The sequence below is a fragment of the Lysinibacillus sp. 54212 genome (genome assembly GCF_036662795.1).
GTDB lineage: Bacteria > Bacillota > Bacilli > Bacillales_A > Planococcaceae > Lysinibacillus_B.
Genome location: NZ_JBAFWZ010000011.1, coordinates 100,935 through 125,684, shown reverse-complemented (window position 1 = coordinate 125,684; position 24,750 = coordinate 100,935). Strand labels below are relative to the sequence as shown.

The following is a 24,750-nucleotide window of genomic DNA, read 5'->3' as shown; positions in this document are numbered from 1 at the left end:
TTCAGAAAATTCAGATTTAACGGCGGAGTTGAATTATTTTAATGCGACGCTAGTGTCATATTATAAATATAAACATTGAATTTTTATTTCTTAATTTGTAAAATATAGATGTATATGGTCTTGTAGCTCAGCTGGGAGAGCATCACCTTGACAGGGTGAGGGTCGCAGGTTCAAGTCCTGTCAGGGCCATCAAAGAAATTAGCCTACAAACGTTCAGTCCGCAGCGTTTGTAGGCTATATTTTTTACTTTAGGAAATCCTTTATCGAAAATAAAATCCCACTGAAAGATAATCTAGTCTTTCAGTAGGATTAATTATTTCTTATTTGCTTATTAAATTAGAATTTTGAAGCAAGCTTTCAATAATCACGGCTACTTCAGCTCTCGAAATAAAATCTTGTGGTGCGATATTTTGATTGCCTTTTCCTGATACTACACCTGTTTTAACCCCTAATGCAATTGGTTCTTTAGCATAATGGGCGATTTTATTCTTATCGTTAAATTGGTCAAGTATTCCATTAACCTCTTCATCCTTTAAATTAGCATGAAGCTTTGTAATCTTCATTGCACGTGCAATAATAGCGATTGCTTGTTCGCGCGTGATTTTATCGTTTGCTCCGAAATTGCCATTTCCATACCCGTGGATTAAATCATACTCGGTAGCAGCTAGAATATATTCAGCATACCAAGCGTCTGTAGCAACATCCATATATATGTTATCTCCAACGCCTAATTTTATACCTAACCCTCGAACCATAATCGCAGCGAATTCAGCTCGCGTAATGTCGTTATTAGGAGCAAAATTGTCCTTTGTTACACCGCTAATAACTAAACGAGATGCTAAATTATGAATGGAATCCTTTGCCCAATGAGAAATAACATCCTTAAATTGTTTGGGACTTGAAATAACTGTGTAAATACTATTAGTTAAACTGTTAATTTTTGCATAGAATTTTCCACCAATTTTCACTATCGATGTTGGTACATGTGAGAATGTCCCGTCCTCATTCAATCTTACACCAGTTGTAATTTTGCTAGGGTCAATGCTATCTGGAATAGCCATCATTCTTTCTACATAAGCACTGAACCTACTCACTTCAGCCTTATTATCCCCGTTCGTAAAGCTTACTTTAAATTCTACAGGTGGAAGAATGATCTCGTAACCGTTTTTAGAGGCAGTATTCTGTACTGCTTGGATTGATTGATCAGCAGGCTCTGAAATTTCGATATGGATTGTAATGTCCTTTAATTCTACATTCTTTCCAAGTTGTTTAACGACCTCATCGATATTTATTGCGTGAGCAGGAATAGAATAAGCTGCTGTTGGCGTTTGAAGTACAACAGTTCCTCCGGTTTCTTCTAAAAAGTGAATGATTTCTCCGTTTAGCTCACTAATGATACGATTCGATTTAACCGCTACAGGTATAGTAATAACGGCATTACTACCTTCTTGTAGTAATAATTCTTTAAGTTTTGTAGAGTCAACCTTTAAAGTTGTGATTGATTTATCATCTACAGTAGTTGTTTTGGATTGACCAAGAGATACTTCTTTCCCGTTAATCAAAATAATAGTATTGTCTTCTTTGTCTATACTTCCGCCACTTGAACCACCGGAGCCGCCAGAGCCACCGCTACCTGGTGATGCATATTTTGGCACAATAACATTTGTGATAGCCCCTGCATTCCAACCAGGTTTGGTCTTTAAACGCACATTGTATGTTCCGGGAGTAAGATTCTGTATTTCAGTTCCCGGCACTGAAATCCATGTTGTATCTGAATTGAATTTGAATTCCATCAGATTTGACGTGCCTGTAATTTTTCCGTCATTTAATGATGGGGCAGTTGGTGCAATGCCCTTTAATCCAAGAGGGGCTAATTGATTCGCTGCTGGAGTAACTTGAATTGTTTCATCCGAAGCAGCACTCTCTCCAACACTATTTTTTGCAATGACTTTAAAAGTGTAAGGCGATCCGTTTGTTAAATTTGAGATTGTAATTGGGCTGCTAGAGCCTGATTTGTTTAGTGATGTTTGCTCTACTCCATTTTCAAATACTTTCACTACATATCCTATAATGGAACTCCCGCCGTTATTTACAGGCGGAGTGAAATCAATTTTAACCTGAGCATCCCCTGTAGTTGTATTAACATTTGTAGGTTTGTCTGGAACTGTCATAGGTACAATTGATGGAGATGCTTCAGAATCTTTACTATTACCAACAATATTAGTAGCTACGACTTTAAATGTATAAGGAGTTCCATTAGTTAACCCCGTTACCGTAATAGGACTAGCGGAACCCGATTTATTTAATGAGGTTTGCTCGGCCCCATCCTTAAAAACTTTGACAGTATAGCCTGTGATTGGGTTACCTCCATCATTTGTTGGTGCTGTAAAACTAACTGTAGCTTCTGCATTTCCTTTTGTTGCACTTATCGAAGTTGGTGCATCTGGAACTGAGCTCGGAGTAACGGCATTAGAAACAGTCGATTCTGCACCTTCACCTAAAGCGTTTAATGCAACTACCTTAAATGTATAAGGGGTCCCGTTTGTTAAGCCGGTAATCGTAATAGGGCTAGTATTTCCTGTTCTATTTAATAATGGAAGCTCGACCCCACCTGAAAACACCTTCACCTTATAATCAGTAATGCTACTTCCGCCATTATCTGTAGGTGAGTTAAAGCTTACTTTTACCTGTTTATCACCTGGAGTGCCGACAACATTCTGTGGTGCATTCGGCACAGTTGCAGGAGTAACTACATTTGATGCTCCAGATGCTGAACTAGTACCAGCAGCATTCGTAGCAGTTACCGTAAATGTATAACCGGTCCCGTTTGTTAAGCCGCTAACTATTATAGGACTTTGTGATCCAGTAGCTGTAACCCCACCTGGATAAGCCTTGACAGTATATGCTGTAATAGCACTTCCTCCATTGCTAGCTGGTGCTGTGAAAGAGACGGTAGCTTGTCCATTCCCTGAGATAGCAGTCCCAATTGTCGGAGCATCAGGAATTGTTCTTGGAGTGATAGCAGTGGAATCGTTTGAGGCAGGACTGTCCCCAACTTCGTTTGAAGCAACTACTTTAAATGTATAAGGAGTTCCATTCTTTAAGTCATTTACTGTAATCGGGCTAGTAGCTCCAGTTTTATTCAAACTTGTTTGCTCAGCTCCGCCAGAATATACTTTCACCGTATAACCTGTAATCGGTTTCCCACCATTTTCTGTAGGAGCATCAAAACTAATAGTAACTTCTTCGTTTCCTGGAGTTGCCTTTATATTCGTTGGTGCACTAGGAGGTGTTAGTGCAGCCCTATTTATTGTTACGGTATAAGTTTTCGTAGTCACCCCGTCTTCCGCTGTTACTGTACCTTGAATTGTGTTCGCCCCTATATTTAGGCTTACATTTACTGGCTGTCCGCTAGTTACAGAATTACCGTTTACAACTAGAGTAGCCTTGCTGTCTGCTAGAGTAGGAGTAATAGCAATGGATGAAACATTATTAGCAACACTTGCAAAATACGATGTTGTACTTGCTGAAAAGGTTGGACTTAATGTTCCATTAGAAATCTCAAGGTTATTTAATTCTGAGTTAGTGCTAAGAGGTTTTGATAAGCCGAAATCAGGGCTTGTTCCAAATAAACTACTAATGGTTTTAAGTGTATTATGCTCCATCACTGTTATAAAATTCCCATGAGAATCAACTATAAATGTTATTTCATTCAAAGGAGGAGAAACAACTAAATTGGGCTTAATAATTTTATTACCTACTAATAATGTATTATTGTTTTTTGTAATTGCGAATAATTCAACATCACTATTATCTTTCGCAACCGAGTACATTAAAAGATGGACAGTAGAATCCAAAATAGAAACGCCCACTGGATATGTTTCTCGTTGGCTATCAGTATATACTTGTTCCTGTTCCCACTTGCCAGAAGTATTCGAATGTAAGTAGGATGTACTACTATTGTTTACATACGCATCAGAAGTGAAAAATATCTTCCCAGCAGCAGTAACTGCGAATGGAGAATAAAAATAATTCTTCCCATCTGCAACAGCATCAACTATCTTTGTTGCAGGAGGAAAAGTGGGTTCATTTACCGCTTTGCTTGTATAATAATAGTTTCCATAATAGTTGTTCTGATTGTCTTCTCTAACATATGTGACGTGAGCGATATTGCTAGCATCAATTTCAATTTGAGGCTGATGAATTTCGTCAATTCCAATAGTGCCATTCCCGATCACGAGTGTACTCTTATTCCAATTACCAGAAATATTCGTTGCATACTTAGCTGAATAAATTCTTGATCCATTAGAATCTGTATAGTTATAAACGATATGTGCTTTTCCGTTAGAGTCTACTGCAAGCGAGGGATCATCATAATTTTTCCAACCGTATGGGTCAGAGGAAGAATCGACCTCATTGAATACCCAACTTGCCCCGTTATGATAACCATATGAAATTCCTCTAGCACTTGCTATTCCAGTACCGTTCTCATGTCTGAAAACTATGTGTAACTTACCAAAAGAATCCACCATTAAATCTAAATCATCACTGAAACTCGTATTATTCGTTTCAGCAGTAGTTATAGTTGAAAAGAGAGTCCATTTACCCTCATCCCATCTCTTTACTACAATTTCAGTATGACTAACTTTATGAGCAAGATAAATTTCTCCATTAGGTCCTTTAGCTAGGCTATTAAATGCCCAAGTGTTTTGTGAATAGTTGTGAATAGGTTGCTCATTAATAGCTGCCTCCACTTTTGGGATTTGTAAGGAGTTTACGACAAGTAAAAGGATTAACCCTAGTATAAATAATGTTTTTTTCTTAAAGTGCATTCAGTTCAGCTCCTTTTATAATAAAAATTTTTAAGTTTATACTAACTTACGAAGGTTAAAACTAGGTTAAAAATTTTAAAAAATATCTTCTTCCCACAATAAACAATACATACCCATGCAACTATCCGTAATATACTATCAGGGGTAAGCACCCTTTTTTACAAAATGCCATTCCATGTTCTATACTATTAAATACATGTACCCTCTTAGGTATGGAGAAAATATCTGCGTTTTCTTTGTGTGTCTCAGATGGGAATGTTTCTTTAGAATTTAAAAAACCTAATATTATCAAGGGTTCGACATAGTTTTAGGTGAGTGATTTTAAGATGTAAAACTTTTTTGGTTAAAACTGTTGACAATATACCCTTATAGGTATTATTATAAGACACGTAAGCAACACAAAACTTCTTGATGAAAGGGTGAGAAGGAATGGGCTATGATGTGAAAGTATCTAATCGTCTAAAACGAATTGAAGGTCAATTGCGAGCTGTACTTCGCATGATTGATGAGCAGAAAGATTGTAAAGAAGTTATTACTCAACTAAGTGCTATTAGATCTGGTGTCGATCGTACAATTGGCGTCATAGCAATGGAAAATCTACTCGGTTGCATCCAAGAAGCAGATGGAGACGATGTAAAAGTCAATCAAGTAGTCCAGCAGGCGATGGACTTAATGATTAAAAGTCGTTAAATACGACTATATAATTTTCAAAAAAATAATACCCTTATAGGTAACGGAGGTCCTAATGGAAAAGAAAAGAACAACGATTGTTTTATTTAGTGGAGATTATGATAAGGCGATGGCGGCGTACATTATTGCAAATGGTGCTGCGGCATACGATCATGAGGTGACAATCTTCCATACTTTCTGGGGTATCAATGCCTTAAGAAAGCAAGAGCCTGTGCAAGTGAATAAAGGTTTTCTTGAAAAAATGTTTGCAAAAATGATGCCACGTGGTGCTGAAAAATTAGGTTTATCAAAAATGCAAATGCTTGGTATGGGTCCTAAAATGATTAAGCACGTAATGGATAAACATAATGCTTTAACACTTACACAATTAATTGAAATGGCACAGGAACAGGAAATTAAGCTTGTGACTTGTACAATGACAATGGATTTACTTGGACTACAAAAAGAAGAATTATTAGATGGTATTGAATATGCCGGTGTTGCAGCGTATTTAGCAGATGCAGAAGAAGGAAACGTAAACTTATTCATATAAGGAGAGTTTTATGGAAACTTTAATATTTATTGGTGTTGTCGCAGCGTTCTTAGTATGGCGAATGAAGCCGACTAAAGGTGTAAAAGCAATCTCAACCGCTAATTTAAAAAACATTTTAAATGACAAGGATAAAGTCTTTGTTGATGTTCGTACACCAGGTGAATATAAAGCACGTAACATTAAGCAGTTTAAAAATATTCCGCTTGGTTCAGATTTCTCGAAGCTACCAAAGGATAAGGAAATTGTTGTTATTTGTCAGAGTGGTATGCGTTCAGGTCAGGCATGTAAACAAATGAAAAAATTGGGTTTTGAAAAAGTAACGAATGTCCGTGGCGGCATGAGTGCATATTAGGAGGAGAATATTAATGAAAGAAATTTCGACAACAGAAGTACAGCAAAAGTTAGCAGCTGGTGAAAAATTAAATTTAGTTGATGTGCGTGAAGTAGGAGAAGTTGAAGCTGGACATATTCCAGGCATCGTCAATATTCCACTAGGACTTTTAGAGTTCCGTATGCACGAATTAGATAAGAATACCCCTTACATTATGGTATGTCGTTCTGGTGCTCGTAGCGGTCAGGCTACAGCATTTCTACAATCTCAGGGCTATGATGTGAAAAACATGACTGGTGGCATGCTTGCGTGGGAAGGCGACTTACAGTAAAATCTTTAAACTATTTGGAGGTAAAATCGTGATTAAATCAGATGTGCAATTAGATGCAAAGGGTCTTGCTTGCCCGATGCCAATTGTAAAAACAAAAAAAGCAGTAAATGGACTTGAGGATGGTCAAGTCTTAGAGGTGCAAGCAACAGATAAAGGATCAAAGGCAGATTTAGCTGCTTGGGCAAAAACGGTTGGTCATCAGTATATTGGTACACGCGAAGAAGGCGATGTGCTATATCATTACATTCGCAAATGCTCCACAGAAGATAGCGATGCAGCAGAAAAGAAATTCGAGAGAACAATTTCAAATGACGAGATGACATCTCGCTCTGGCCTAATTTTAGATGTGCGTGAGGAAGCTGAATACGCGTTTGGTCATATTCCAGGCTCAAAATCAATTCCGATGGGAGATTTAGAGGCACGTCTAGAAGAGCTTGAAAAAGATCAAGAAATTTATGTGATTTGTCGTACAGGAACTCGTTCCGATATGGCAGCACAAATGTTAGCAGATAAAGGTTTTACTAAAGTATATAACGTTCTACCTGGTATGAGTGAGTGGAATGGCGAATTAACACAAGAAGTTTAATTATTGGAGGAATGAAAAATGTCAAATAAAGTAGCAATTATTGCATCAAACGGTGGCATGTTCGATGCATATAAAGTATTTAATATCGCGACTGCAGCAGCAGCTTCAGATAAAGAGGTAGCCATCTTCTTTACATTTGAAGGATTAAATTTAATTCATAAGCAAGCAATGCATGCACTAGAAATGCCAGCTGGTAAAGAGCATTTCGCAGAAGGTTTTGCAAAAGCAAATGTTCCAGCGATTCCACAATTAGTAGAGATGGCTCAAGACTTAGGTGTAAAATTTATCGCTTGTCAGATGACAATGGATGTAATGGGCTTAACGACAGAAGATTTTGTAGATGGTATTGAGGTTGGTGGCGCTGTAACATTCTTAGAATATGCAAAGGATGCAGCACCTACATTAACGTTCTAATTTGTACGGAGGGATATCCCTCCTACAAAAAAATTTCAAAAAAATTATACCTATGGGGGTAAAACGGAATGACAGTAATCAAATGGACAGCAGCAGATGTTGCTCGCAAAGTAATCGATAATAAAGAATTATTCATTTTAGATGTACGTAATGCAGATGCGTTTGAGGATTGGAAAATTGATGGTCACAAATTTGAGTATTTAAATATTCCTTACTTTGAATTATTAGATGGCGTAGAAGAAATTCTTCCAAAGATTCCAGAGGATAAAGAAATCTTAGTTGTTTGTGCAAAAGAAGGCTCTTCAATTATGGTTGCTGAAATGCTATCAGAAGAAGGTCGTGAAGTAGCATACCTAGAAGGTGGTATGAAATCTTGGTCAATGTACCTTGAGCCAATTAAAGTCGGTGATTTAGCCAATGGCGGTGAATTATACCAATTCGTTCGCTTAGGTAAAGGATGTCTATCATATATGGCAATTTCTGAAGGGGAAGCAGCAATTATCGATGCTGTTCGCTTCACAGAAGTATTTACTAAATTTGCTGAAGAAAAAGGCGTAAAGATCACACATGTGTTTGATACACACCTACATGCCGATCACATTTCAGGTGGTCGCCACATTGCAGCTGCTACTGGGGCAACATATTATTTACCGCCAAAAGATGCAGAAGAGGTTGTATTCGAGTACACAGCTTTAACAGATGGCTTAACAGTGCAAATTGGCTCTTCGAAAATCGAAGTAGGAGCGCTATACTCACCAGGGCATACAATCGGTTCAACTTCATTCGTAATCGATTCAAAATATTTATTAACAGGTGACATTTTATTCATCGATTCAATTGGTCGTCCAGACTTAGCAGGCTTAGCGGAAGACTGGGTAGGCGATTTACGTGAAACACTTTATAAGCGTTACCGTGAATTAGCGGAAGACTTAGTTGTTTTACCTGCTCACTTTATGATTATTGAAGAGTTAAACGAGGATGGTACGGTAGCTAAACGTTTAGGTGACTTATTCGCTGAAAACCACGGTTTAAACATCGAGGATGAAGAGGAATTCCGTAAAACAGTAACGGATAACCTACCACCACAGCCAAATGCATATCAACAAATTCGTCAAGTTAATATGGGTAAAATTACTCCAGATAACGATGAGCAAACGGAGATGGAGATTGGACCTAATCGTTGCGCAGTGCGCTAACGAATTAGTCCAATCAAAAGGGAACAAATGCTAAGTGCGCCACAACGCGAGCGCGACGCATTTGTGACCTGAATCGTGCAGGCCCCGAACCGCTGTACAGTTCGATAATTAAAAAGATATAAGATGATTGTCAAATGAAATGCTATACGTACGCTTGCCTCACGCTCAAGAGGCAAGCAACTGTCCTAATGGGCAAAATAGAAAATCGCTTACAAAATCAAAGAAAAGAGGAACACAACATGAATATTACAAAAACGTTAGACGCAAAAGGATTCGCATGTCCAATGCCAATCGTTAAAACTAAGAAAGCAATTGATACAATTAACTCTGGAGAAGTATTAGAGGTTTTAGTTACAGATAAAGGCGCATTAAATGATTTTGGTGCGTGGGCTCAAGCTGGTGGACACACAATTTTAGAACAAAAAGAAGAAGCAGGCGTATTTTTCTTCTATATTCAAAAAGCATAGTAAACAAAATAGCGAGTAGCACCGTTCTACTCGCTTTTTAAATTAGTAGAAGGTGTGGGAAATGATCTGTTAATGCCGACGTTTTTCGAGGCAAAACAGAGCGCTTACGCTTTTCTAATAAGAAAGAAGGAATAGAGATGGACTTCTCAATTACATTTATTGTTGTCATCTTTGCACTCGGCTTTATCGGTTCATTCCTGTCCGGTATGCTAGGTGTTGGAGGGTCTATAATAAAGTATCCGATGCTCCTATATATCCCACCGATGTTTGGTCTAGCAGCATTTACAGCTCACGAAGTATCTGGTATTAGTGCTGTTCAAGTATTCTTTGCATCGATTGCGGGTGTTTGGGCATATCGAAAAGGTGGCTATTTAAATAAAGAGCTCATTATTTACATGGGTGGCTCAATTTTAATCGGTAGTTTTATCGGTAGTTACGGCTCAGGCTTTTTATCGGAGGCGGCTGTTAATATCGTCTATGGGACACTTGCATTAATTGCAGCCGTTATGATGTTTATCCCGAAAAAGCAAATTGATGATAAACCTTTAAACGAGGTCACATTTAATAAACCATTAGCTGCCGTACTTGCTCTCGTTGTTGGTATTGGCTCAGGGATTGTTGGAGCAGCAGGTGGATTTTTATTAGTGCCAATTATGCTAACAGTCTTACACATTCCAACACGAATGACGATTGCTACTAGCTTAGCCGTTACATTTATTTCATCCATTGGTGGAAGTGTAGGTAAGCTACTTACAGGTCAAGTTGATTACTGGCCTGCGTTTATAATGATTATTGCTAGTATAATAGCAGCCCCACTTGGTGCAAAAGCGGGTAAAAAAATGAATACGAAAGTGCTACAAGTATTTTTAGCATTACTAATTGCAGCAACTGCAATCAAAATTTGGGTAGATATTCTGTTATAAAGAAATGAATTGAGGTTATTACAATGAAGATTGAAATTTTTTCGGACTTCGCATGTCCGTTTTGTTACATTGGGAAGAAACGATTAGAGCAAGCGATTAAAGAGGTAGGCTATGAGGATATTGAAATTGAATATAAGGCATACCAATTAAATCCTGAGGCTTCAAAGGATCAGGCTGCTCCATTTCTTGACGTTTTAATGGAAAAATATGAGTCCTCTCGTGAAGATATTGATACCATGGCTGCATCAATTGGTCAGCGTGCTGCAGAAGTAGGTTTAACATACAATTTTGATGCAATGTTAATTGGAAACACTGAAAATGCACACCGTTTAGCGAAATGGGCTCGAACACATGGAAAAGAAGCTGAGTTTATTGAAGCTACGATGGATCATTATTTCACAAAAGGATTAAACGTAAACGATCATCAGGAGCTTTTACAAATTGTAAAGGGACTTGGACTTGATGAAGCATCAGCGAAGAGTGTGCTAGAAGGTGATCAGTTTAAGGAAGAGCTAGCGAAAGATAATTACGATCAGCAGCAGCTACAAGTATCAAGTGTTCCATTTTTCGTATTCGAAAATAAATATGGTATTATTGGAGCAGAGCCACTTGAAGTATTTGTAAAAACGTTGAAACAAGCAAAGGAAGTTGCAGACAGTAAGCTCCAAATGTCTGGTGGAGCAGACGTTTGTGGTCCAGATGGCTGTCTATTATAGAAGAATAAGGGGGAATTAAGATGAAAAAAATCGTAGTTGTTGGAGGCGTAGCAGGTGGTGCTTCTGCTGCTGCACGTATTCGTCGTTTAGACGAAGAAGCAGAAATTGTCATGTTTGAGAAAGGACCACATGTATCGTTCTCGAACTGTTCTTTACCGTATCATTTAAGTGGAATTGTAGAAAATAGTAACCGTTTAGTACTGATGAACCCTGATTCATTCGAATCGAAATATAATATCGATGCACGTGTTGAAAGTGAAGTCATTAAAATCAACCGTGAGGAAAAAACAGTTCTAGTAAAAAATCTTGCTACAAATGAAACATATGAAGAAACTTACGATGAATTAATCTTATCTCCTGGTGCAAGTCCAATTGTACCAAAACTAGAAGGTGTCAACTTACCGCATGTGTTTACAGTGCGTAATGTAGTAGATATTGAACGTTTGCAGCAAGCAATCATCGAGAAGGATGCAAAAAACATTGCCGTAATTGGCGGTGGCTTTATCGGTGTCGAGGTAGCAGAAAATCTTCGCATAGCCAACCGAAATGTATCCTTAGTGGAGTTTGCACCACAAATCTTAACGCCGTTTGATGAGGATATGGTACAAATTCTGCATAAGGAAATGACAGATCATGGTGTTGAGCTTGTTGTAAATGATGGGCTAGCTAAAATTACAGAGACTAGCATTACGTTAAATTCAGGAAAAGAAATTAGCGCAGATATTGTCGTCCTAGCTATTGGTGTCCGTCCAGAAACGTCTCTTGCTGCTGAAGCAGGGCTTGAAATCGGTGAAACTGGCGCGATAAAAGTAAATCAATACTACCAAACAAAGGATCGCCATATTTATGCTGTTGGTGATGCAATTGAAGTGTATCATCGCTTAATGCACAAACAAACGCGCTTAGCACTTGCAGGTCCAGCACAGCGTCAAGCACGTGCAGTGGCTGATCATATTTACGGTATGCCAACGACAAATAAAGGCGTTATCGGCTCATCAAGCATTAGAGTTTTTGACCTTGCAGCTGCTTCTACTGGCTTGAACGAACGTACAGCAAAGCAAATTGGCATGAATGTGGATGCTGTTTATATTATTGCACCGGATAAAGTAGGCCTAATGCCTGACAGTAATCCACTACACTTTAAACTAATCTATGAAGTTCCAACTGCTCGTGTTGTAGGTGCTCAAGCTATTGGTAAAGGAAATGCTGATAAACGTATCGACGTAATTGCAACACTTATCACAATGAATGGTACGATTGAGGATTTAAAAGAGCTTGAGCTTTCTTATTCACCGATGTTTAGTACAGCAAAGGACGTTGTAAACCTAGCAGCTCTAGTTGCTACTAATATTATGCAGGGGCGTTTTAAGCAAGTTCGTGTGAGTGAAGTACGTGATTTAGTCGAATCCCATGCAGTTATTATCGATGTACGTGAGGAAAATGAATTTGAGAACGGCCATCTAAAAGGTGCGAAAAATATTCCGTTAAGCCGATTCCGTGAACGTATGCATGAAATACCAAAGGATGTACCGGTTTATTTACATTGTCGTTCATCACAACGCAGCTATAATGCTGTTATGGCTCTGGAAAATAGTGGATATGAAAATGTGTGGAATATTTCAGGTTCATTCCTAGGTATTTCTTTATATGAATATTACCGAGATCAGGTTGGAAATCGTGACCCGATTATGACACGATATAATTTTAAATAAGCTAGGCTGATAGGGGGTAGGAATGGATTATTTATCAATTGGCTCAATAAGTGTACCGATTGCCTGGATTGCGTTTTTTGTTGCTGCATTTGTGAGCGATTGGCGAAGTAAACAATTAGACCCTAACACGAAAAAGGTACTCGATTCACTTCTATGGATTTATATTGCCCTTTGGAAGGGAAGCTATATAGTATTTTTCTGGGAAATGTTCATCGAATCCCCTCTATCCCTGCTTTATTTTGATGGTGGTCTAAAAGGGCATATACTTGCATTAATTGTGCTATGTATTCACATATGGTTGAGACGAGAACATGTATCAATTGTGGATTTATGGAGTGTATGGCTAAAATTTATCGCGGTTTATCAAATGATTTTCGCTGGGTTCACGGAGCAGTGGCTGTTAGCTAGCTTATGGGTTGGATTCTTTATCCTTTTAAAGTGGAAAAAATACTCGCTACTATGGATGGTTGGGTGGCTACTGCTGTTATGGCAATATACATGGAGCGCCTCTATAGTTATAGCCTTTAGTCTGTTTTTTGTAGTATTTATTTTGAATAAATCGAATGAGCAAAGAAAACAATTTATTGCGTTTGCCTTGATCATAGGGCTAATCGGATTTTCAATGAATGATTTTAGGCTAAAGCAAAAGATAGAAGCACAAGAGTATATCGACATCGCTTTAGAAACAACAGCTGGGGAAGTTTATGACCTAAAGCAACAAAGTAATGACTTCACAGTTGTTAATTTCTTTGCAACATGGTGCCCGCCTTGTAATGCGGAAATGCCACATTTACAAGCCTTTGCAAACGATTTACCCCAGGGCGTGGAGCTGATAGGTGTGAATTTGACTGCTCGTGATAATGGCCAAGAGGCACTCGATGAATTTCTAGAAAAATACGAGGTCACTTATCCGATTTTGATGGATAGGGATGATACGGTAGGGAAGTCGTATCAAGTTATTACAATACCAACTACTGTCATTTTGGACAGAGACGGCAATGAAGTAGAAAGAATTGTCGGACCAGTCAGTCAAAGTAGTTTGGAAAAATTAATAGAGAAATATTGAAAGCATATCTCGCCCCTTTTTGAGCGAGATATGCTTTTATCATTATTTTTTTATAAACTATAGAACGTATGAACATGATAATATAAGACTTAGATAAGGAGAGATAATAAATGAAGTTAGATGTATTTGAAATTTGTCATAAAGAATCGGAGGAGCTCATTTCTGTTGGTGATGTAAGCTTATTAAATACTTCAGTTCAATATGTTGAGGAGCATCCAGAACAGTTTTTATATATCGAAGCGTCTCCATTTAATGAGATAAAAATCGATGCACTCGTTTTGGAATTTGACGAGGCGTTTAAAAAACCAATGGCACTATTTGGCTTAAAGCTACAGAAAAAATTTGGTCCAGCAATCCAAGCATATTTAAAGCAAGAGTTAACGGAGGATGCCATTTTTGGTGCGATGTTTTCTGGGGAAGATGGCCTTTGGGAAATTAACCTAACATTAGATGGTATAAAGGATTATGAACCATCACAAACAATACAACAGTCAATTGAAGCTGTGTATAATTTTGTAGACGGATTAATGAAAGAAGTAGAGGTAGTATAAAAAGATATACCCCATTCACTGCAATGGGGTATATCTTTTATTATTATTGAATTCCCATTCTCTTCGGCTCTCGTTCTCCTGTGTACCAGTCAAATTCGATTTCAAAGGAATGTTTATCACCTTTTACTGTATATTCGTATTCGATTTTAACTTGATCGGATGGACTTATTTCTACCTGTTCAGTACCTTGAACAAAGGTGAATTGTCCATTTTCCTTTAGTTTTTGTGCGATTATTTCGAGTGTTGTTGCAAATTCATAAACTGTTTGCTGTTCCTTATGCTTAACTAAAACTTGAGTTGCTACTTTGCTTTGTTCTCTCATAGGGCTCACTCCTCGAAACTATTGTTACTCTTATTATAGCATATGTGTGAATATAAGGTATTTTTGTTATTGATATACTGATACCCAATAAAAAAACTCCCTTGGCGAAGGGGCGTTACGTAATTTATGAGAAAACTAATCCGTATTAAAGGATATGTGAGCGTAATATATAGTATTTTTCTGCATAAGGAAGTCCGATTTCTAACCCTCGCATTTCTGCCCATTTTTTTACACTTTCTGGGGAAATTAAATGATTAGGAGGACGCCTTTGGGATTTATGCTTTAGAAATGAATCCACTTTCATTTGAATTGTGTTAGATAGATCCAAGTATAGCTCCCCAGTATTCCAGAATTTTTGGTATTGCCAAGAAATAAGAGGATATTCATACATGGCAATGAGCTTGATGAGTTGACCTGGTTTAGGTCTGAGCGCTGCAAAGCAAGTATCAAATAAAACGACATGATCTTGATGATAGCTTGGCAGAGGAATAAACACCATAGTAGGCTTGAAATCATTTAAAATTTTGTCTAGCTTTGAAATAAGTTCGTTTTTAGGCATCGTATCAAGTAGTGAATCTTTATCGTGGTACAAGACTTCAAAATCAAGACAACCAAGTATTTCTAATGCCTCTTTCAGTTCATTTATACGAGTGGCAGCGGTTACCGTTTCATGACTATGAGGGTGAGTTATTTCTCCAACGGCGATGACAACTACTTTAACTTGATTTTTAAATCGACACCCCTTTTCAATTAATCCTCCACATCCGAGCACTTCATCATCAGCATGGGGAGCAATGATTAAAATTCTTTCCTTTCCTGTTGTAATCATGAATTCACCTCCTTTGAATTTTACATAAGTCTCTGTTTGCGAATAATTTCAATCGTTTCTGGACCACAATGAAAAAGCATATCGATGATTGAAAGATTTGGTAGGAAGTCTCCAAAGAGCTGCTGATAATTTGGATGCTTAAAATTTTGATAGATTAGCTGGATTTGACGTTCATTAAAATAGTTTTCGTCATTGTAGACTTTTGCACCTGTGCCAGATATATAAATATCTCCACCTAAGTGGGAAACAATTTTAGCATTTCGCTCATTTTTGCTACCAAAATCTTGATTAAAATCTGATTCTAATATAATTTTAGTCGGAATCTGTAACAACCATTTTATATGATGGATTAACGCAATATTTAATGGGGCAATATGTGTCCATTGTTTTGAAAATATCGCTTGAAAGCCGTCCTTATAAAGCGACCAAAACTTACTTTTTTTATAGTTCGCCTCTATTGCCTTCCAATGAGCAATGGACCAATTTCTGTCTTGTGCTATTGTTAATTCGTTAATTGGTATTTCCTTATTTTTTAATGGAACTGTTAGTAGTAGACTTCCATTTGGAGTTTTTATTTTTGAGCGATTCGTATAGCCGCTTTTCGAATGTACGGCTTTATCTAAAAGAACAAAAGTATCTACACAATCTAACTTATCGAAAAACCCTATCCACGGTAAATAATTAGGCTGATGAATGGCTATTTTCATAATTTTTCCTTCACTTTGTAATTAATATTTGTTATTTCCGGTACGGTTTAATTTTCCCCAGCCGACGTGATTGCCTCTTATAGCTTTAAAAACGACTTTCCATGTTACGTAAGCTAGTAAATATCGATATGCTAATCGCTGAACTATGAGCCAAAGGAGAGGCTTCATTCGTTCTTTCCCCAGTTTAAAAGCAATAAAAGAGTTTAGTAAATCGGTTAGGTAAAACAGTAGTGAGAATAAAAAAATTGAAGTCGTACCCTTGAAAATTGAGATGATAAATACGATATCGATTATCGGAGAGGTTAAGAACAGGAAATAAGAAAACAATAGACTGGGTATCGCGAAAAATTTTAATCCTTTATTAGGAGAAGTGAGTATATGTTTTTTATGCTTCCAAATAACCTGAAGAGTACCATACGACCACCGAATTCGCTGCTGTATAAAATCTTTTAATGTTTCAGGGCATTCTTCATAAGAGATGGCACGATCTTCGTAGATAATTTTATAGCCAGCATTTAAGATACGTAGTGTTAAATCTGCATCCTCAGCTAAAGTGTCATGGTGATAGTAGCCAACCTCCTGTATAACACTCTTTCTCCATGCGCTATTAGATCCTGGAACAACTGTAATGCAATTTAGTTCATCCAGTGCTCTTTTATCCAGTTGGTTAGCAGTGACAAATTCAATATGCTGCCATAACGTAATTGGATTCATCATATTGCCAATCTTACAGTTACCTGAAACTGCGGCAACTGTAGAGTCTGTAAAGTTTTCGACCAAACGAGAAATTGTAGATTTTTGGAATACGGTGTCTGCGTCAATTGTAATGATAATATCCCCAATCGCGTGTTGAATGCCTAAGTTCAGGGCAGATGTTTTACCTCCATTAATTTTTCGAATTAAAGTAACTTTATGTGAGAACGAAAATATTTTAGTGACAATTTCTGCTGTGCTATCTGTAGAGCCATCGTCTACTATCAGAATTTCAGTGATAGGATAATCGCTTTTCATAATCGCTCGTATCGTTCTCCGAATGACAACCTCTTCGTTATAGACAGGTATAATCACTGTGACACGAGGTCTAAACGCTTTAAAATAATCTTGATTAATTGCGCGATATTTGTAGAGAATTTTATTTCGTCTATATTGCTTAATGCTAAAGTAGATTAGTATAACCATGCGAAAGAATCCTATTGCAATGGATAAAATAAGGTAAGAAACAAAAAGGATGACAGCCCAATGAAGCAAATTAGCACTATAAGTTTTCATCCAAGGGAAATTAGCTAATTTATTTTCATGGAGGATATACATCGTTATAGAAGTAACTAACATTAGTAAGCAGACAAAAATGCAATATTTAATAATAAGCCAACGCTTTCCCTTTTGGTCATGGAAAATCATCTATACAACACTTCCCTCCTTTTTTTATTTATATGAAAAGAACTCATTAGTGCTTATGTATTTGACTAGATTAGAAGGTAGAGATGACAAATAGTAAATAATTTTTCCTGGAAATATTGGAGTGCCTCTAGTAGAAGTAGCGTACTTAAACAATTTGTTATGATACACTGGACAATAGAATTTTTTGATTACGTAAGGAGCTTAGAAAATGATAGTAGGGCATTATTTATATACATATGGCTATAGGCATGATGAAGCCGAGCTATGTCGACTAGAAATGCGTAGTTTTTTTGGTAAGGATACGGATTCTAATGTGCTAATTAGTGATAAGGGGATTTTACCTAATAGAAGCCCATTTATTAAAGAACGCCTTCATATTTTATTTGAAGGTGGGAGTATTGAAGAGATTTGTCGGGCGACCTCACAGCTTACAATTTATGAGGATACATTTAAAGTTATTTGCCTAAATCATACAGTGCTTGCAATGGAGCCGAAAATGAGCCACCAGGAACGACGAGAAGTGGAGCGGAACATCGGTGTAACAATTGAGGCTGAACCAGATTTAGAGCATCCAGGTACATTATATGGGATTGTTCGTTTAGAGAATCGCTGGTATTTTGGTGAGCTAATCCAAGGGGAAGCGGTTTGGTTAAAGCACCAGCAGCGGCCCCAGGAGTATTCGACAGCGCTTAGCACAAAGGTTGCAAGAGCTATCGTAAATATCGCAGTACCACAAATTGAAGGGGTGCGAGTAATTGATCCATGCTGCGGTATCGGAACAGTACTAATTGAGGCGCTTTCGATGGGTATTTACATTTTAGGACGGGATATGAATTGGTTCGTAACGTCAGGGTCGCGAAAAAATATTGCTCATTTTGGCTACAAAGGTGAGGTACAGCTGGGCAAAATAGAGGAGATAGAGGGCCGGTACGATGTAGCAATTATTGATATGCCCTATAACGTATTTACACATAGCTCGTTAGAAAGTCAGATAAGCATAGTCAGATCTGCTCGTCGTATTGCAAATCGCGCGGTGTTTGTAACGGTGGAGCCATTAGATGAAGTGATTACAGAAGCCGACTTTCAAATTATTGATCGCTGTGTCATACGGAAAGGGAGCTTTACAAGACAGGTTATTATTTGCGAATAACGATAATGAAAAGGCGGCTACATCCCTTTAAAAGGATGTAAGCCGCTTTTAATAATGCTCTTTACAAATCGTATTGATTATTTACATAGTAAGTTAATTGGATAATAGAATCTTCGTTTAACTTATAAGCCATAACTAGTAAATACATTCCTTTATCTTCTTTTGAAAGATCGATTGTAAATTGCTCAGCATTTGGTGCAAGCTGCTGAACATCTACGAATATTTCTTTGTTCGTTTTCGTATGTCTTAGCCCAATTTGATAAGGGTTTACATAGTGACCATCTAAGCTTTTTACTAAGTTTTGCACTGTCGTTACGGGTCCCGTTAAGCTTTTTACTTCTACGATTTGTGGGTGTGCGGTGACAGTTTCTAATTTACGTAAATCTTTTAATGGTGAGAAATTAGTAATTGCATTTCCTGAAATGTTTAGTGAAACTAAATGTTTAGCATATTGTAAGCCTTCTAAACTTGAGATTCGATTAGATGGACTACTTAGGCTCGTCAGTTTGTACATATCACGTAATGTAATTTCTCCTGTAAGCCCGAGTGTCTGCTGGATTGCCTTCTTCAGATTGTAATCTTGTATTGTAATAACTTGATCGAAATCGATAGCTACTAATGAAGCTATTGCTTGTTTGAGCGTTTCTACAGCTTGGTCAATCGCTGCTTGAGTTGCTTGTGGATGGGTAAGTAGCTCTTCCGCTTGTGCCATGCTAGCTCGTAAAGCCTCCATACTTTCAGCTGTGTAGTTTTCAGCGTTAATGGCTTTTGCTTCTTCAATCGTTAGTGCTAAATCTTGTGTGAACACGCGGTCTGGGTTTGCGAAATGCAATTTAGCATCTCCCCATGATGCATGGTCAGAGCCGTTGCCATTTCCTCCGTCAGTGACGACTAACTTCAGCTCTTTTGCACCACTAATATTGACTTCAATGAACTTTTGTGGATTTCTCGAAGCCATTAAGCCACTGTCAAATTGTTTTTCGCCATCAACAAAAACTTGGAATGTCACAGAGCCAATTGAGCCAAACATTTGACGGTCTACGCCAACAAATGCAGTGAAGTAATCGGCATCTGTATTTGTTAAATTATAGACGATGGTTGAGTTGGAGTGGGCACCAATGCCTTTTTCGTAAACTTTTTCGCTACCATCTTCTTCTGTTAGTCTGATTTTCTTTTGACTAATGGCTAAGTCCTTTACAGGTGTAGCATAACTGTACTGCACAAATTGCCAGTCGAAATCTGATAGGTAATGATAGTCATTCATATCGACAACAGAGATTGTTCGTGTTTTTGTCACTTCATTGCCATCACTATCCTTGACTGTATAGGCAAGCTCATACTTTCCAGTGCGATTAAAGTTGACGTGATCGGCTCCAGTTATTTTTACAGCATCCGTTAAATTTCCATCTTCGGCATCCGTTGCAGAATAATTTCCGTTGATGCTGATCGGTGTTCCGACTTTCGTAGCAACATCTTTAGGAATCGAAAGCTGTGGCAGTCCATTTGAAATATAAAACTTAGCATCAGCAAAGTTCGCATGGTCCGATGCATTTCCATTACTTGAATCATTGGCAATAAGGGTCAATTCTTTGACACCCTTCAGTGGAACTCTTACTAATTTTGCTTCTGTGTTGTATTTCATCACGCCGCTATTATATACTTCTTGACCATCTGCTACGATTTTGAACGTAACAGTGGAGTTATTATTTGCAGCGATGTTTTGGTCTACACCAACGATTGCTTCAAAGTAGTCGTAGTTTTTGCCTGCAAGATCATATACGATGGTAGAGTTTGCATGTGTCCCGATTCCTTTGGCAAATTCTTTTTTCTCACCATTCACGAGTAGTTTAAGCGAGCCACCTGAAGAAGCTTTGTCTTTGTTTACCTTACTCCAAGTAGTTTGTGCAGACGTCCAATTAATATCGGATGCAAATTGCGCATCACTGTATACATAAATCGTTTTTGATTTCGTAGCAACGTTGTTATCGCTATCTGTTACAGCATACTCGATTGTGTAAGTACCTGTTTTGCTTGTAGTAAAGCCATTAGCATTTACTTGGACTTGTTGTTTTAAATCGCCATCTTCTATATCTGATGCTGTCACATATTCTAAAAGATCCACGTCACTGTTTAACTTCAACATTGAGAAGTCTTCAGAAACTGTTAAAGTCGGCATACTAGAGTCTTTCGTAAACTTCGCATCCGCCCATACAGTATGGTCAAATGAATTACCATTTTCATTTGCATCTGTTGTCACGAGCTTTATTTCTTTCGCGCCTGTTACAGGAATTCTTACAAATTCATGCTCAGTGTTGGATTTAAATACTTTACTATCGAATTTTTTTTCGCCGTCTACCCACACTTCAAATGTGGCGGATGAGGCTTTTCCTTTTACGTTTTGGTCTATGCCGATATAGCTTTCAAAGAAATCAAAGCCTTTGCCTTCAATGTCATAAATAACTTCTGAATTTGCATGTGTTCCAATTCCTTTGTCATAAGAAGCATCTAACCCTTGTCTCACGAGTGTAATAGGAGTGCCAGGCGTGGCTGTATCCTTTTTCAAGCCTCCATATTGGATGTTCGCCGATTTGGCATTCATATCGGAGACATAGGCATAATCACTTGTTACGGACACTTTTGTTGTTTTAGTTGCTGTAATATTCGCATTCTTTACTTCGTAAACAATTTCATAGGTCCCTTTTTTAGCAACATTGACATTATTCGATTCTATTACGACATCTTCTGTTATAGTATCCCCAGCATATGAGGCTGCTTTCACATAATCCATCGGGTCATAAGGTTGATGTAATTTGAGTGTTACGTGCTCCTCAGCAGATAAGGCAGGTTGCTGTGATTCCACTTCAACGGGCTTTAAACTATTAAGTTTTTTGTCATAAGCTACGATTTCATACGTATGGGGAGTTGTTACATCTACATTTTTATCAACAAATGACAGATTTGTTGTGTAGCCAACTACCTTGCCATCTCGAAGTATTTCATAACCCATAGCAGCATCTTTATTGGCCGCATCGATATCATATGTGATTGTAATCTCATTCTTTTCTTTATTTGCTTTTAGAGCATGTACCGTAACATTCGCATCGTTTGAGAATCCGGATCCTTCATAGCCTCGTCCTACACTATGCATGTATTGTAATTTCACACTTGGTTTAGGTAAATGAGCTACCTTTTCCTTCATCTTATCAGTAGCCGTTACATAGCCCCAATCTTCGAAAAATACTGTTAAATCTGTTTCTGTTGCTAAAGATAAACCTACAACTAATCTTTGCAAGTTGCTTCCTAAGCCATTCATCACACCATCTGGATTTTCCCGAGCAATACGAGAAGCCTTACCATAGCTGTCTTCTCCGTAATAATATTGCACTTGCTCTAGTATGCCTAAGTAAGTCCAGAAGCCATGGTTTACTGTTTCACCTGAAAATCTTTTGTATAATGTGTTCCAATCTACTCGGTCGTTATTACTGTTTTCGAATTTCTTTCTTAATATGACCGAGTATAGATTGTTCGTGATTTCACCGTGTTCCATCGAGGAGTTATTAATGTTATGGCCCCATTCATGGAAATAAGCCCAACCATCATTACCGGGAACGCCAAATGGTTTCACGATTTGTTTGAAGAAGCCATCATCTCTTCTTGTAGAGTTTCCACCGTTATATCCAGTGTATCCCCAATCAGACCATGCATAAGGTCCTTTAGTAAACACCCTTGAAGTAAACTTCGCATTAAAGCGGCGATCATTTGCTGTGTAACCGCTAATTGTTTGGAACTCTTTCCACATGCTTTCCCAGTCGTTCATTGTGTCTGCTACTGTTTTTCCTGTCGGTTTTAATTCTTGTATTCCTTTTAGTGCACCAGCAGCAGTTGTAGAGATTGTATTATTTTCAGAAACAAGCTCTGCCACATTATAGACAACGCCTTTCGGGATGCCATTGGCAAAGTCTTGATCATTTGTACTCATGTTCGCGACATATGCTTCTAGCTCTTTTTCGAATGCTGCAAGGTCCGTTTTTCCGTGATAGTAAACAGGGAAGGCTGTACCACCAACTAATCGTGCATTCGGTGCATAAGCTTGCTGGTTTGGTAACGCGGGATTTTCTATATAAACAACAGCAGGTTTCATATTGTCATAGGAAGGAGCCGTTATCGTATTTAAACCTGGTTTTAATGAATATCTTCTAATCCAGCCGTTTTTATCATCCGCTATTTGTCCTAGTACTAAGTTCGGCATGACGCCATTTTTATCGGCATCCACAAAAACTTGAATCGTCTCACCCGGTACGACATATTTGCCAAAAGTATCTAAAGAGAAAGAGGTTCTAGCAATTTGATGCTCTCTTGCCTCTGTACTCGAGTTCCCTCGTTGTGATGCAGTGACGATTGCCTCGGTCGAAACATTGCTGTTATTAAGTACATCTTTTGCGATATGTAAGTGTACTTGTAACTGTTCCTTTAATGGATGTGTAGCAGCCTCTGCTTCTAATTGATTGATGACGCTTAATGAAGCAAATTCAGGCTTTAATTCATTCATTAAGCCGTTCGTGAATAGGTTGATTATTTTTTCTTGTACAGGATCTTCACGATAGAATGCTAATTCCGATAAAGTAGCCCAATTTTGATTGGATTTTTTGAACTTAAATTTCACTCGTTTAAATGTAGCTGGGGCAAACTTCGCCTCTACTAATCCAGTGACCATATTCTGCTTGCCTTTTGAGACAAGCTCGTACGTATCACCTTTAGACGTTTGTGAACTATAAATCTCAAACTCTTCAGCAAATCCTTTACGGTCTGAAGGTCTTGCGCCGTAAACAATTCGATTAAGTGTTACTGCTTCTTTGAATTCTACTTCCACTTCATTCGTAAAATGAGCAGAGTTACTCGTATTCGTTTCCCAATATGTATTTACATTTTCATCGATTGCATTTTCGATTACAGCACTCGCATAATGCCCTCCGTTGTTACGTATGCTTTTTATGTTTCCATAGTCCATTCTAAATAATGCTGAATAGGCTGCATTAGCGTAGTTGGTAAAGGGCATCGTTACTGCTGTCGTTACTTCAGTATTTTCTCTATTTATTAGAACTTTAGCATTTTCAATATCTTCATAAAATAGAGGGTAAAGGGGATGTCCCTGTGATTCTGCATCTAGTGTATTTAGCGCTTCAATCGTATGAAATGCTTCGCTGACCGCACTGTATGTGTGATCTGTAAAGAGTTTTTCCATTTTTTCAGATACAGGATCTTCTTTATAAAATTGAAATTCTGCTGCACTTGCCCAGTCTTGATTTGCTTTTTTGAAGACAAATTTTACACGCTTAAATTGTGTAGGGTTAAACTGAATTTCCACGATATCGCCAGTAGAGCCTGTATACTCACCAGCTGAAACGAGTGTAAAATCATCACCTGTTTCTGTAGTAGAACGATAGATTTCAAATTGTTGTGCAAAGCCTTTACCTTTAGCACTTTCTTGACGGGCAGCATAGACAATTCGATTTAAAGTAGTCGTTTCGTTAAAATTAATAACGACTTCATTCGTGAATGTAGTACTGTTCGGTTTACCTGTTTCCCAGTGCGTATTCATATCGCCATCTATAGCCTTATCAACCGTAGAGCTATAATATTTTCCACCGTTATTGGAGATAGATTTGATATTAGTATGAGCCATTTTAAATACATTATTGTAGGCATGTAAAAGGTTTTTTCCATATAAATCAAATTTTTTAACCGAAGCAGTAGAGGTACTAGCTTGGGCTGTCATATTGACAATGCTTTCATTCGTACTATCACTCGCTAAAACATTTATTGGACCACCGACTAAATTAAAAGTCAAGGCCGCTACGGATGCCATCTTAATAACTTTCATATACTATTCCTCCTGATGAATGTATCCCTAAGAAGCACATAAAAAAAGCTACTCAAAAAAGAGTAGCTTAATCTGATATAAGAGCATCATTAAAAAATTCCACAGAAAAATGG

General features: G+C 37.8%; 20 protein-coding genes and 1 tRNA gene. 15 read left to right on the top strand and 6 right to left on the bottom strand.

Going from position 1 to position 24,750, the window contains the following annotated elements; translation table 11 throughout:
• Window positions 1–116: 116 nt before the first annotated feature.
• A tRNA-Val gene (locus V4T18_RS10060) sits at window positions 117–189 on the top strand.
• A gap of 131 nt (window positions 190–320) precedes the next feature.
• Here the strand turns inward: V4T18_RS10060 and V4T18_RS10055 are convergent.
• Window positions 321–4,832, bottom strand: coding sequence for a fibronectin type III domain-containing protein (locus V4T18_RS10055; protein WP_332649074.1), 4,512 nt, complete (start codon window positions 4,830–4,832; stop codon window positions 321–323).
• 429 nt (window positions 4,833–5,261) lie between these two features.
• Between V4T18_RS10055 and V4T18_RS10050 the strand changes: the two genes are divergently transcribed.
• The 13 genes from V4T18_RS10050 to V4T18_RS09990 all read left to right on the top strand — a co-directional run bounded on the left by V4T18_RS10050 (window position 5,262) and on the right by V4T18_RS09990 (window position 14,347).
• Window positions 5,262–5,522 (top strand): metal-sensitive transcriptional regulator, encoded by a 261-nt coding sequence (locus V4T18_RS10050; protein WP_332649073.1) that lies wholly within the window; start codon window positions 5,262–5,264, stop codon window positions 5,520–5,522.
• Between the two features lie 55 nt (window positions 5,523–5,577).
• Complete coding sequence (locus V4T18_RS10045) at window positions 5,578–6,054, top strand: DsrE/DsrF/DrsH-like family protein (protein WP_332649072.1); 477 nt, start codon at window positions 5,578–5,580, stop codon at window positions 6,052–6,054.
• Window positions 6,055–6,064: 10 nt separating this feature from the next.
• Window positions 6,065–6,406 carry a rhodanese-like domain-containing protein gene (locus V4T18_RS10040; protein WP_332649071.1) on the top strand — a complete coding sequence of 114 codons (342 nt, stop codon included), beginning with the start codon at window positions 6,065–6,067 and terminating at the stop codon, window positions 6,404–6,406.
• A 13-nt stretch (window positions 6,407–6,419) separates the two neighbouring features.
• On the top strand, window positions 6,420–6,716 hold the full coding sequence (locus V4T18_RS10035; RefSeq protein WP_332649069.1) for a rhodanese-like domain-containing protein: 297 nt from the start codon (window positions 6,420–6,422) through the stop codon (window positions 6,714–6,716).
• A 28-nt stretch (window positions 6,717–6,744) separates the two neighbouring features.
• Complete coding sequence (locus V4T18_RS10030; protein WP_332649068.1) at window positions 6,745–7,302, top strand: sulfurtransferase TusA family protein; 558 nt, start codon at window positions 6,745–6,747, stop codon at window positions 7,300–7,302.
• A gap of 18 nt (window positions 7,303–7,320) precedes the next feature.
• Window positions 7,321–7,716 carry a DsrE/DsrF/DrsH-like family protein gene (locus V4T18_RS10025; protein ID WP_332649067.1) on the top strand — a complete coding sequence of 132 codons (396 nt, stop codon included), beginning with the start codon at window positions 7,321–7,323 and terminating at the stop codon, window positions 7,714–7,716.
• A gap of 68 nt (window positions 7,717–7,784) precedes the next feature.
• Window positions 7,785–8,912 (top strand): MBL fold metallo-hydrolase, encoded by a 1,128-nt coding sequence (locus V4T18_RS10020; protein ID WP_332649066.1) that lies wholly within the window; start codon window positions 7,785–7,787, stop codon window positions 8,910–8,912.
• A gap of 239 nt (window positions 8,913–9,151) precedes the next feature.
• Complete coding sequence (locus tag V4T18_RS10015; RefSeq protein ID WP_332649065.1) at window positions 9,152–9,379, top strand: sulfurtransferase TusA family protein; 228 nt, start codon at window positions 9,152–9,154, stop codon at window positions 9,377–9,379.
• A gap of 137 nt (window positions 9,380–9,516) precedes the next feature.
• Window positions 9,517–10,302 carry a sulfite exporter TauE/SafE family protein gene (locus V4T18_RS10010; protein ID WP_332649064.1) on the top strand — a complete coding sequence of 262 codons (786 nt, stop codon included), beginning with the start codon at window positions 9,517–9,519 and terminating at the stop codon, window positions 10,300–10,302.
• A 23-nt stretch (window positions 10,303–10,325) separates the two neighbouring features.
• Window positions 10,326–11,018, top strand: coding sequence for a DsbA family oxidoreductase (locus tag V4T18_RS10005; RefSeq protein WP_332649063.1), 693 nt, complete (start codon window positions 10,326–10,328; stop codon window positions 11,016–11,018).
• Window positions 11,019–11,038: 20 nt separating this feature from the next.
• Window positions 11,039–12,730 carry an FAD-dependent oxidoreductase gene (locus tag V4T18_RS10000; RefSeq protein WP_332649062.1) on the top strand — a complete coding sequence of 564 codons (1,692 nt, stop codon included), beginning with the start codon at window positions 11,039–11,041 and terminating at the stop codon, window positions 12,728–12,730.
• Between the two features lie 22 nt (window positions 12,731–12,752).
• Window positions 12,753–13,796, top strand: a complete 1,044-nt coding sequence (locus V4T18_RS09995; protein ID WP_332649061.1) for a TlpA family protein disulfide reductase — start codon at window positions 12,753–12,755, stop codon at window positions 13,794–13,796.
• Between the two features lie 110 nt (window positions 13,797–13,906).
• On the top strand, window positions 13,907–14,347 hold the full coding sequence (locus V4T18_RS09990; RefSeq protein ID WP_332649060.1) for a hypothetical protein: 441 nt from the start codon (window positions 13,907–13,909) through the stop codon (window positions 14,345–14,347).
• Window positions 14,348–14,390: 43 nt separating this feature from the next.
• On the opposite strand, the gene V4T18_RS09985 is transcribed toward V4T18_RS09990, so the two are convergent.
• From V4T18_RS09985 to V4T18_RS09970, 4 genes are all read right to left on the bottom strand, one after another.
• Window positions 14,391–14,669 (bottom strand): amphi-Trp domain-containing protein, encoded by a 279-nt coding sequence (locus V4T18_RS09985; RefSeq protein ID WP_332649059.1) that lies wholly within the window; start codon window positions 14,667–14,669, stop codon window positions 14,391–14,393.
• Window positions 14,670–14,814: 145 nt separating this feature from the next.
• On the bottom strand, window positions 14,815–15,498 hold the full coding sequence (locus V4T18_RS09980) for a PIG-L deacetylase family protein (RefSeq protein ID WP_332649058.1): 684 nt from the start codon (window positions 15,496–15,498) through the stop codon (window positions 14,815–14,817).
• Between the two features lie 20 nt (window positions 15,499–15,518).
• Entirely contained in the window at window positions 15,519–16,205 is a 687-nt protein-coding gene (locus V4T18_RS09975) for a WbqC family protein (protein ID WP_332649057.1), read from the bottom strand.
• Window positions 16,206–16,226: 21 nt separating this feature from the next.
• Window positions 16,227–17,474, bottom strand: coding sequence for a glycosyltransferase (locus V4T18_RS09970; protein ID WP_332649056.1), 1,248 nt, complete (start codon window positions 17,472–17,474; stop codon window positions 16,227–16,229).
• A 340-nt stretch (window positions 17,475–17,814) separates the two neighbouring features.
• Between V4T18_RS09970 and V4T18_RS09965 the strand changes: the two genes are divergently transcribed.
• Entirely contained in the window at window positions 17,815–18,756 is a 942-nt protein-coding gene (locus V4T18_RS09965) for a TRM11 family SAM-dependent methyltransferase (protein WP_332649055.1), read from the top strand.
• Between the two features lie 61 nt (window positions 18,757–18,817).
• On the opposite strand, the gene V4T18_RS09960 is transcribed toward V4T18_RS09965, so the two are convergent.
• Window positions 18,818–24,637, bottom strand: a complete 5,820-nt coding sequence (locus tag V4T18_RS09960) for an NPCBM/NEW2 domain-containing protein (RefSeq protein WP_332649054.1) — start codon at window positions 24,635–24,637, stop codon at window positions 18,818–18,820.
• Between the last annotated feature and the right edge of the window lie 113 nt (window positions 24,638–24,750).